The organism is Rhodococcus sp. WY5 (assembly GCF_018588185.1).
Taxonomy (GTDB): Bacteria; Actinomycetota; Actinomycetes; order Mycobacteriales; family Mycobacteriaceae; genus Rhodococcus_F; species Rhodococcus_F qingshengii.
This window is the reverse complement of record NZ_JAAMPR010000001.1, coordinates 3,866,096-3,877,197: the sequence shown is the minus strand read 5'-3', so window position 1 is coordinate 3,877,197 and position 11,102 is coordinate 3,866,096. Positions and strand designations below refer to the sequence as shown.

9 protein-coding genes are annotated in these 11,102 nt (G+C 61.6%); 3 read left to right on the top strand and 6 right to left on the bottom strand.

The features are described 5' to 3' along the window. Positions 1 to 186: 186 nt before the first annotated feature. Together G4D79_RS18150 and G4D79_RS18145 are read left to right on the top strand one after the other, a co-directional pair. Positions 187 to 2,046 carry a DUF4012 domain-containing protein gene (locus G4D79_RS18150; RefSeq protein WP_099698141.1) on the top strand — a complete coding sequence of 620 codons (1,860 nt, stop codon included), beginning with the start codon at positions 187 to 189 and terminating at the stop codon, positions 2,044 to 2,046. Positions 2,047 to 2,228: 182 nt separating this feature from the next. Further along, the gene (locus G4D79_RS18145; protein ID WP_007732282.1) at positions 2,229 to 3,260 is read left to right on the top strand and encodes an iron-siderophore ABC transporter substrate-binding protein; all 1,032 of its coding nucleotides are present in this window, start codon (positions 2,229 to 2,231) and stop codon (positions 3,258 to 3,260) included. Positions 3,261 to 3,296: 36 nt separating this feature from the next. On the opposite strand, the gene G4D79_RS18140 is transcribed toward G4D79_RS18145, so the two are convergent. The 6 genes from G4D79_RS18140 to G4D79_RS18115 all read right to left on the bottom strand — a co-directional run bounded on the left by G4D79_RS18140 (position 3,297) and on the right by G4D79_RS18115 (position 10,120). Then, positions 3,297 to 3,800 carry a GbsR/MarR family transcriptional regulator gene (locus tag G4D79_RS18140; protein ID WP_003942377.1) on the bottom strand — a complete coding sequence of 168 codons (504 nt, stop codon included), beginning with the start codon at positions 3,798 to 3,800 and terminating at the stop codon, positions 3,297 to 3,299. Between the two features lie 61 nt (positions 3,801 to 3,861). Then, complete coding sequence (locus G4D79_RS18135; RefSeq protein WP_099698142.1) at positions 3,862 to 5,118, bottom strand: hypothetical protein; 1,257 nt, start codon at positions 5,116 to 5,118, stop codon at positions 3,862 to 3,864. Positions 5,119 to 5,152: 34 nt separating this feature from the next. Continuing rightward, positions 5,153 to 7,144: a glycosyltransferase family 39 protein gene (locus G4D79_RS18130; RefSeq protein ID WP_099698143.1), complete on the bottom strand. Its 1,992-nt coding sequence runs from the start codon at positions 7,142 to 7,144 to the stop codon at positions 5,153 to 5,155. A 93-nt stretch (positions 7,145 to 7,237) separates the two neighbouring features. Then, positions 7,238 to 7,750 carry a GNAT family N-acetyltransferase gene (locus G4D79_RS18125; protein ID WP_099698144.1) on the bottom strand — a complete coding sequence of 171 codons (513 nt, stop codon included), beginning with the start codon at positions 7,748 to 7,750 and terminating at the stop codon, positions 7,238 to 7,240. Positions 7,751 to 7,873: 123 nt separating this feature from the next. Continuing rightward, entirely contained in the window at positions 7,874 to 9,178 is a 1,305-nt protein-coding gene (locus tag G4D79_RS18120) for an HNH endonuclease signature motif containing protein (protein WP_099698145.1), read from the bottom strand. Between the two features lie 48 nt (positions 9,179 to 9,226). After that, positions 9,227 to 10,120, bottom strand: a complete 894-nt coding sequence (locus G4D79_RS18115) for a dihydrodipicolinate synthase family protein (protein WP_099698146.1) — start codon at positions 10,118 to 10,120, stop codon at positions 9,227 to 9,229. A 71-nt stretch (positions 10,121 to 10,191) separates the two neighbouring features. Between G4D79_RS18115 and G4D79_RS18110 the strand changes: the two genes are divergently transcribed. Further along, entirely contained in the window at positions 10,192 to 11,100 is a 909-nt protein-coding gene (locus G4D79_RS18110; RefSeq protein ID WP_030537090.1) for a LysR substrate-binding domain-containing protein, read from the top strand. Positions 11,101 to 11,102 lie beyond the last annotated feature (2 nt).

Genomic DNA, 11,102 nt, shown 5'->3' with positions numbered 1-11,102 from the left:
ACCTCACATTTCACCAGCCTTGTTTTTCACGAACGTTCGGTGGCTGATCACGTGAATCCATGGGAGCGAACACCACGAACGGCCGAACCGAACCCTACTGTCTCGTCTAAGTTTTCACCACTGGGCCAACACTGCTAGACATGTCGACGCAGCTTTCACGCACTCAAACGTCAGGAGCTTCAGCGGATGAACAACGACACGGTGGGACCAAAGTCCGACGACGATTCCGGGGCTGAACCGAGCGGCTCCAACACCATCCCACCGAGGGGCCCGGAGCGCGAAACCAAGGGGGCGGCCGCTTTTCTCCGAAGCCGTAGAACGGCAGTCGCGATCACCGCAACGACGCTGGTAGTGGGCGGTTTCGTGGCATGGCTCGGGTACACGGCATACGAGGCGAAAGACAACCTGGAGGCGGCTCGCGACCACGCACAGTCGGCGAAGAGCGCTCTCCTGGCCGGAGATACGGGAGTCGCAGAGTCTGCCGCGGCGGAAGCCGATCGCGAAGCATCGGACGCATACGACAACACCCATTCACTCCCCTGGAACATCACCGCCGCAATTCCCGTCATCGGGTCGCCGTTCGAGTCGACGCGCCAGATGACCGAGGTCGTTCAGGGGCTTACGCGTGACGTTCTCGGCCCTGCCGTGACTACCGGAACTTCACTCGCACCAACGGAATTGGTGCAGCCCGGTGGGCGCTTGGCACTCGCACCGTTACGCGAAGCGGAACCGAAACTGGCCGAAACAGCTATCGCCGCGGAATTGCTGTCGTCGCAGGCACAGGAAGTTCCCGAATCGAAGTACCTGGGCCGAGTTAACGATGCCAGAGCAGAATTACAGTCGCAGACAAGCGAACTGGCTACCCTCCTGACGAACACCGCCACCGCGGCGCGCATCGCACCGGCAATGCTCGGCACCGACGGACCGCGCAACTACTTCATCGGTTTCCAGACCAATGCGGAAGCGCGAGGAACCGGCGGCCTGTTGGGTGGATACGGCATCGTCCGAGTCGACGACGGCGCCGCTCGGGTGGACACACTCTCCCCCAACTCCGAACTAACACTGGACAATCAACCGATAGACCTTGGTCCTGACTTCAACCAGCTGTACGGAAACAGTCGCCCGACCACCGATTCTCGCAACAGCAACCTCAGCTCGCACTTTCCCTACGCAGCGCAGATCTGGCAGTCCCTGTGGTCACAGGAGTCCGGGGGTGAGATGGTCGACGGTGCGATAGCGACCGATCCGATCGCCCTGAGTTACATCCTCGAAGCGGTAGGACCGATCAAGATGCCCGACGGAGAGTCGGTCACCGCCGACAACGTCGTGGAACTGACCGAGTCGACTGCGTACGCTCGCTTCCCTTCCGACAACAAGGCACGAAAGCAGTATCTGCAGACAATCGCAGCTCGTGTCGTGGAGAAGATGACCGGGAACATCAAGTCGCCGAGCGCACTGCTGGAAGCTCTGGGCAAGGGCGTCAGCGAGGGCAGAATCGCAGTGTGGAGCTCTCACCCCGACGAACAATCGGTTCTTGCCGACACCGTCCTCGGGCACACCATTCCCGATGATGCGGCTCCGTATGCCGGTGTGGTGATCAACAACCAAGCCGGCAACAAGCTCGACTACTACCTCACACGAGAAATCGACTACACAGCCCAGACGTGCACCGGCGACACCCGAAAGACAACGGTCACCGTTCGACTGACCAACAACGCGCCCGACGCCGACCTGACCGAATATGTCAGCGGGATCGTCGACAACCCCGGACGACTGCCCAATGGCACCAATGTGGCTGCAGTCACTCTGCTTGCGACAGCCGGCGCCAAACTCGATGCCGTCTCCGTGGGTGGACAGATTTCGTTTGCCGTCAACGGAACTGAACAGGGTCACCCGGCCTACATGACCAGGGCCGTCATTCCGCGAGGCCAGACGGTTGAGCTGAAGTTCGATCTGACCGAGCCCACAGCCGAGGGCGAAGCTCGCGTACCGGTCCAGCCGCTGGTCGACGACCCGAAGATTACCGTCGACGTGCCTACCTGCTGAGCTTGACCGGCAAACGTCGACGAGGCCCCTGGCATGTCGCCGTTTGTCGGGCTCGTGAACTTTCAGCAGATTTGAAACTTTGGCGAAGGCTAGCCTATGCTTCCTGACGCGCCTGGAACCGGCCGTCGGCTGCGATCCGTCGGAGTCTCACTCCTCGGCGCATCGACAACGGAAGGTTCCCCATGCGATACGCCCGTGTGCGCTCACTTCGCCGAACTGTGGCGCTGAGTGGATTGGTCATTGCCGCCCTGGTAATCGGCGGATGCAGTAACAACGACACCGCAACCGAATCGAGCAGCAGCGACTTCGAAACCGTCACCATCGAAAGTGCGCTCGGAAACGCCGTCATCACCGAAAAGCCCGAGCGAATCGTGACTCTCGGCATGGGGTCGGCGGAGACCGTAATCGCGCTCGGCACGATCCCCGTCGGCGTCGAAAAGTACGCATGGGGCAGCGACGACACCGGGTATCTGCCGTGGGTCCACGAAGCGGTCACGAAGCAAGGTGGCGAACTGCCAGAGCAGTTCACCGGCGGAACCGATCTCAACATCGAGGCGATCATCGCTCTCGAACCCGACCTGATCCTCGCCCCCTGGTCCGGCATCACACAGCAGCAGTTCGACTCGCTCAACGCGTTCGCGCCGACCGTCGCCTACGCCGAGAGCCCCTGGACCATCACGTGGGAAGACCAGATCAACGTCATCGGCAAAGCCATGGGCGAATCCGAGAAGGCGACAGCCGAAATCGACAAGATCAAGTCGCAGTTCGCGGAATCGACTGCAGCACATCCGAACTACGCCGACGTCAGCTTCTCCTTCATCTACAACACGGGCCCAGGAACCCTCGGCGTCTTTTTCGCCGAAGAGCAGCGTGTGGCCATGGTCCGCGCACTTGGCCTGCAGGTGGATCCCGTCGTCTACACCTTGACGGAATCTGAAGGAACAGACTCCGCCGTCATCGGCCTCGAGAACGCAAACCTCCTCGACAAGTCCGACCTGCTCTTCACCTTCTACTCGGACCCGGCCAACCGGGCCGAGATCGAAGCGCAGCCCGCTTACCAGGCAATCCCCGCTGTGGCTCGGGGAACTGTCATCGCTCCGACCGAACAGCCCTTCGTCACCGGTTCCTCGATGATCAACCCTCTGACCGTGCCCTGGTCGCTCGAGCGCTACGTGCCGATGATCGACGAGGCAATCGCGAAGCTGAACAAGTGATGTAGATCAGCATCGTGCGATCGAGAAACCCGCGTCCTATTCGGACGCGGGTTTCTTGCCGTCGCGTTCAGCTTTGAATCGCATCCACTCACTGCTCAGCATGCGATTGTCGATGATCCACCCCATGTAATCGCGCATGTTGAGCACACGAATGTACGCGGGACCGTTGGGATTTGCGTACTGCAGGGCCTCGGTCGCAAGCTTGCGTTGATTCTCGAGATACACGTGCTCTGTTTCGAGGAATCCGCCCCACACGTCGGAATCCATGACGTAGTAGTGAGTCCGATCCCGAGGCTTGCGCGTGAGCTTGACGAACCCCCGGTCGATCAACCGACGAATGTAGGTGGACACCGATCCGCGACTTGCTCCGAGTGCCTGCGCCAACTCTTCGGCGCTGACCCCTGGCGACTCGCTGATCAACAGATAGCCCGCAATACGTCCTTCGATGCGGGCCCCACCGCCGGACTGCCAGTACACGGAGAACTGATCGATGAACCAGGTGGAGAAATCGTCACCGCGAGCAGGGCTGGCATCGCCCATTCGTTGAGCCTCCGACGTCTCTGGGTACGAACAATTCGCCACTATTGTGCCAGCACCACCGTCACCGAGCCGAAATCACCAGCCCTGGAGTGGTTGCGATGAACTCGAGCTGTTCGATTGTCAAAGGCGACGCCGATGTGGAGCCAGCCGATGTCACGAACTGGGTCACCACTACTGTTTCGCCGGAGGGGTGAACAACCCGGACCGTGTCATCGCCCGAGCCATCGGGATCGACCAGGCGAGTCACGGTGGTGGAGCCTGGCAACGTCAGTGTGTCACCCGGTTCCGGCACAGCGGTACCAACTGATATTTCGACATCGCTGCTGCCGTCCGCTGTCGAGGCGACGATCCGCTCGCACACTCCTCCCTGTCCGTAATCATCTGGAACCAACGAACCGAGCGGGCGCTCCAAAGTGACGCCTGCCGCGCCGAGATCCTTCCAACGTGCATCGAGCAACTGATTCAGTCGGTCGATATCCATGCGCGACGCAGGTGGACCGGCATTCACAGAATCGGTGTAGCAGGATGCCATCGGCGGCGGCGTCGAGTCTGGAACCGGCGCAGTCACCGCAAGCCCCGGCGCGGTCGCTAACGCGATCAGTTCGTCCATCGTCAAGAGCGGGGAAGCATCCGACGAAGTTCCGGTCGACGTGTCGACGCTGGCAACAACCCGGGATCCATCACCGAGATACGCGACGACTCCGCGCTCGCCCCCGACTTCCGAACCGTCTTTGTCTTCGAAATCGGCTCTGTCCTCGAAATCGGCGATGTCGAGCACTGTTCCGTTTTCGAGATGCTCCCGCCGATCCACCAGACCCTCCAAGCACGGCGGCACCGGCTGATCCCATGCACGCACCTGAACCGAGATATCCGCAGTCCGCCCGACGCGAGTCAAGGTTCCCTTCGCCGACGTAGAACCGCTGAACTCGATCGGGTCGACCCCGTCAGGAAACGAAGCCCCCCGGTAATTCTGGATCGGCGCAAACTCGAGCGATTGCGACGGACTCGCAAATACAACCTCCACATCGGAAGGCAACGATTCGAGTAGTGCATCGCTCATGGCGGTGGCCTTCGGACCCGAGAACCACGGATAGTCCGGGTCGCCATAACCGGGCTCACCGGCAAAACCGTAGTTGAATCGCACCGGCGGACCCGGCGATTCCACAGACTCGCATCCGGGAATCGACGCGCCCGTGTCCTCGTTCGTCACCGCCGCGACAACAGTTCCCAAGGCGACGATCGAGACGATCACCAACCCGTCGCGCCAGGTCCATTGCTCGCGGCGACGGTTCGACTCGTGTGCGGTGCGCCCAGACATTTCTCGATCATTGCCTACGGCAACAACTACGTCACTATCCGACATACCCAGTGAGGTCGTAAACCGTGGAATTTCCCACGGTCGTCGATGCGAAATTGGCTTCGACCCATTCCTGGATGGCACTCGACGTGCTGTCCCCGCTTTGGCCCTCTCGCTGGCTTCCGCCCTGGCCACCGGCAATGTAGTAGTGAATTTTTCCGTCTGCCACGTACTGGATGAATTGATCCAATGTCGGTGCGGGATCGGAACTCCAACCGCCGATCGCCATCACCGCGGTATTGCTGGCCAACTCGTAGGTTGCTGCGCTTTGCGAGCCGTTGGTCGCGGCCGACCACGTGGTGCCCGCATTGACCAGCATTGCCGTCAACTCGGAAGTACTTTCGCTGCCGCTACTCAGTTCTTGCCCGTTCGACGCCGGATTTACAGTCGCGTCAGAAGAATTCGGCGGAGCGTCACCGTTTTGCAGCTCTGGGCCCCCACCCATACCTCCTCCCCCGCCCATTCCGGAGGCGGACACGGCGCCGGTTGGTCCGGCCGTCGGGATGGATCCGCCGTGCGCTGTTGCGGCAGTGGCAATCGCGTAAGACGCAGAACCGGTTATCCCTGCCAACGATCCAAGAATCAATCCAGCGACAGCGAGCTTGCGGAATCGATCCTTGGCTCCCACGAGAACCAGGATCGCGCCGACGACAGTGCCCGCCAACAGAATCCACTTCAGCATCGGCAGCCAGTCGGCATTGCGGTGCAACAACACCCAACTCCAGATTCCTGCGGCCAGCATCGTCGCAGCCAAGCCGCAACGTCCGATCCAACGGGCACGGACCAACCACAGAGCGTATCCACCGGTCCCGATCATCCCCGCGACGGCGGGCGCCAGCGCAACTGTGTAATAGGGGTGGATCGTGCCGGACATGTAGCTGAAGATCAGGCCGGTAACGAGAAACCAGCCACCCCAAAGGATCAACGACGCACGGACAAGATCTGTGCGCGGTGCGCGCCCACAGGCGAGTAAGCCGAACACCAACGCAATCAAAGCCGCAGGAATAAGCCAGGAAATCTGGATACCCATCTCGCTGCCGAACAGCCGTTCGAGTCCGGCACTTCCCCCGAAGCTCGAACCTGCACTGCCACCGGCCATTCCGCCACCGCCACCGGTGCTCCCGAAAAGTCGACCCAATCCGTTGTATCCCAGTACCAAGTCCATGACGCTGTTGTTGGTCGATCCGCCGATGTACGGGCGAGAATCAGCGGGCCACAGCCACACTGCCAACACCCACCACCCAGCCGATATGACAACGGACGCAGCACCGATCACCAGGTGGACCAGGCGAGTCCGCAAGCGCACCTGTCCGGCGATCAAATACGCGGCACCGAATGCAGGCAACACCATCAGCCCTTGCAGCATCTTGGTGAGAAAGGCAAACCCCAGCGCTACTCCTGCGAGCGCCACCCACATCGCGGCTCGACGACCGATCGCCGTGCCCATAGCCCGAATCACGAAGTAGCCGGCAAGAGTCATGAGCAGAACCAACAGTGCATCAGGATTGTCGAACTTGAACATCAGGGCGGCAGCGGGCGTAGCTGCCAACACAGCTCCCGCCACCAAACCCGCAGCGGGCGACGCCACTCGTTTGACGGCCGCATACACGAGCGCAACTGATCCGACGCCCATCAACGCCTGCGGAACTAGAAGACTGGCACTCGAGAATCCGAAGATTCGTCCGGACACACCCATGACCCACAATGAAGCGGGCGGTTTGTCGACAGTGATGAAATTCGAGGTATCGAGGGAACCGAAGAACCACGCTTTCCAATTCTGGGAGCCGGCCTGCGCCGCCGCAGCGTAGAAGGTGTTGGCGTAGCCACTCGCGGTCAGATTCCACAAATACAGGACTGCCGTTGCTGCCAACAGGATCGTCAGCGCCAATCCTGTACTGCGCGTGCGGAACCACGACGGCGAGGGCTCCGCGCGATGGGCAGTTGGTGCCGGCCGCTGACGCGGGGCCGGATGCAGAACGGCGGTCATCAGGAAGTCCCTTCACGAGTTACTGTCCTGCCAACGATCGCGTCTCCAACCCTGGCGGCACTGGGAGCCGGCTGGAAAGTTGCTGTGAATGGCTCAGGTCAGGGAGCGCTCGAACAGCACGACGCTGAACCAACCGGTGTCGGCATCGTCTCCGAAGTCACGACGCCCTACCTCGGTAAAACCGGCGTCCAAGTAGTAGCGGCGCAACCGCACGTTGGTTTCTACACAATCGAGCCGCAGGTACTGCGCGTTCTCGTCCGCGGACCGTCGATGGGCCCAGACGAGTAAGCGTTCGCCCATCGAGGTGCCCGACAATTCTCGATCGATAACCAATCCGTGCACGTAGCCGGCAGGATCGTTCGAATTGGGCCAGACCACGGGGTCTGACCAGATCAACCGCAGGGCACCGACAATCCTCGACTGCTCCCGGTCTCGCGCAACAAAGAACTCCCCTCTCGAAATCTGCTGCTCGACCTGCTCGACAGACACTTCACGCGGGCGCCACTGGATGATTCCGCGTTCTGCCAACCAGTCTTCTGCCGCGTGCCGCAGCGCCAGAATCTCCGGCCCATCGGTCTCGACCGCTTGCACAACGTCCACAACCATATGACCTCCCCCATATCTGCAGCCGTTCACAACAACACGGCCTCCAGGCCCCAACCCGGGTGTATCTCCGAGTTGAAGCCTATCGGCGTGAAGTTGTGCGCCTGAACGGGTGTCACCACTCAGTCAGGTTTTGAATGTGGTGTTCGCCGGCCGTGGGTGCTGCTGCGGGTCGATCGAGGGCGGCGGAATGAACCAGGGCTTGTTGTCGACACCGATCCGAATCGCCCACTTCCCGACGAACCCGGCTTTCCGGTGCATCAACCGATGATGTGAACGGCACAGCAGCACCAGGTTGTTCATCACCGTCGGCCCACCGTTCGCCCAGTGCCGGATATGGTGCGCATCCGTCCAGGCCGGTACACATGTGCAACCCGGGAACGCGCAGCCCTTGTCCCGGGCGATCAACGCCACTCGCTGTTCGGCGGTGACCAACCGTTTCCCGGGTTTCGCATCCAACGGCGCGCCGTGATCGTCGAGCAGAACCGTGGACAGGAAACAGTCACACCCGAGAAGCCTGGTCTGCGACACCGACAGCGGTCCGAGCCAGGGCATGTGCCCGACATCAAGATCAGACACAGCCACTCCACCATCAGCCATGGAGGGTGTTGCGGCGCAGTCCCGATGCTCAGCGAGATCCCGAGCGTTGATGTGCACGTTCACGTGCGGGCGTTGGCCACCATCGGTACCGGTTTTCGCGCAGTCCAGATACCGGCGGATCAGTTCCGTGAACCCGTCCGCGGTGCGTTTCGCCGCCGACCTAGAATCCGGCGTCCCGTCCGGTGCTGGGGTCGGCATCGTCAGATTCGACAACGCCGACAGCAGCATTTCACCGGTCAGGGCGTCGAAATCACCACGCACCACCACCCGACCATTGAGCGTCGACGCGATCCGCAACTCATTGAGATCGACATCCTCGGCGGGCGGGATCTCATCCGATTCGAACAACCGCTCCAACGTCGCGATCACGTTCCGCACCTTCGTCGTCGTCGCCTCCACACCCGACGCAGCAGCCAACAACAAATCGATGCACTTCGGGAGCGCCTCCTCCGGCATGCCTTTCGGCGGTGACTCGCAGAACGCCACGATCAACACGGCATGATCGAACGAGCAGTCCCCGCAATCGAACCGAGCAGCCACCGCAGGAAACGGCCGCAAAGCCGCACCCAGCGCGGCGATCTTCTTCCCGTCCCGAACCTGCAGCATCGTGTTGGCCGCCAACCACGCACCCGTCCCGCGGCTGGCGATCACCTGATCATCCGGGCGCAACGACAACTCGTCCACCACCGCCACACGAACGGCTTCCAGGCGCAGAATCTCCGCACTCGCCTCGACAGCAGCAGCACGCAACTCCGCAGCAGACAACTGCCACAACCGTCCGCGTAACCCCACCGCAGAACCCGACACCACATCCGACAACAAGACACTCATTGAATCCCCCGATCCCCTCCCCAAATCATACTCGAACACCCGTTCGAGTCAAGAGTGGTAGACCTCGAGCGCCCGCGCTACCGATTCGTCACCCGCAGGTAGCAACGGCAGTCGCACATGGGGAGTCGGAATCTGTCCCAACGCATGCAATACGCCCTTGATCACAGTCGGGTTCGGTTCGGAAAACAGAGCTCCGGACAGCTTCGACAAACTCCGCCCGAGGTCACGGGCGCCGTCCACATCGCCACTGTCCCAAGCTTTTACCAAGCGGACGAACTCAGCGGTCGACACATGAGCGGACGCCAAGATGCCACCGGCCGCACCCAAGGCCAGAAGAGGCGCGAGAAACAGATCATCCCCCGCCAGTACGGCGAAGTCGCCTGGAAGATCCGCGAGGAGTTCGACGGCAGCTGCGTCGATACCGCCCGCGGCATACTTCACACCAACAACCCCGGGCAAAGTACCCACCTCCTGCACAGTGCCGCTGTCCAGATCGCACGCAGTTCGGTACGGCACGTGATAGACGATCAGCGGCACTGGGCTCGACGACTGCAGATGCGCGAAATGCGCCACCACACCGGCTTTCGACGGCCTCGTGAAGGAGGGAACCGGCACCAAGGCCGCCGAGACCTCAGGCCACCGAGCCAGCCTCCCGAGCGCCTGCGCACTGCCCGCCGTGTCGTTACTGCCCGCGCCGACGATCAACGTCGCACCTCTCGCACGGCACACATTCGCACAGATATCCAGAACGGTCACTCTCTCCTGTTCGGTGAGTGTTGCGGCTTCCGCTGTAGTCCCCAGCGCAACGAGTCCGACCGCACCCTCGGAGAGGACCTGGTGCGCAAGCTGTTCGAGTGCATCGGTTGCAATACGACCGTCGCTCTCGAAGGGCGTGATCAGTGGAACATGGATTCCGGCCAGGTCAACTCGAGTCGTAGTCATAGAACTCAGCCTCACCGAACAAACCTTGTAGGTCTAGTTCGCATTTCCATCGTCGAGCGTAAGCTGAGCTGATGCTCGATGTTCGCCGACTGAAGCTCTTGCGCGAACTAGCGCTGCGCGGAACCATCGTTGCCGTTGCCGAGGCGCTGTCGTTCAGTCCCTCCGCGGTGTCGCAGCAGTTGGCCGTCCTCGAACGTGAAGCCGGCGTGCCGCTGCTGGAACGAACAGGCCGTCGCGTCCGACTCACACCCGCCGGTGAGAACCTCGCACGTCATGCCGAAGCCATCCTGCAACGCCTGGAGCAGGCGTCAGGTGAATTGGTCGACGCACGTCGTGGACTGGCGGGGCCGCTGCGCATCGGAACGTTCCCGACCGCGGCACGGGCGATCCTCCCGGCGGCATTGATCGCCCTGTCTCGCGAGCATCCCGGGTTGGAACCGATGGTTTCGGAGATCGACCCGGCGGACGTCGCCGACGACCTACGAGCTGGGACTCTGGACTTGGCGTTGATTCACGACTACGACTTCGTCCCTCGCCCCACCGAACCGGGCCTGACGACATTGCCGCTGTGCAGCGAAGCCGTGTACCTCGCATCGAGTGACATCGAGTCAGATCCCCACGACGCTGTCGCATCGCTGACCGACTGCGTAGAACGTCCCTGGATTACCGCAATTCCCGGAACTGCTTGTCATGCAATGACTATTCGCGCATGCCAGGCAGCTGGATTCACCCCGAAAGTGCGACACCACATCGACGAATTCGCCACCGTTCTCGCCCTCGTCGCTGCGGGACAGGGTGTTTCGCTGGTTCCTGAACTCGGAGCAATCCATCCGCCGCTAGGTGTGCGCCTGACGCCGATGCCCATTCGACGAAGGACCAAGATTGCACACCGAGCGGGCTCCGACGCTCACCCGGCGGTCGCAACCGTGACAAACGCGCTTCGCTCGGCCGTCCCGCAACTGCTGGACGCCGAGCAATAGCG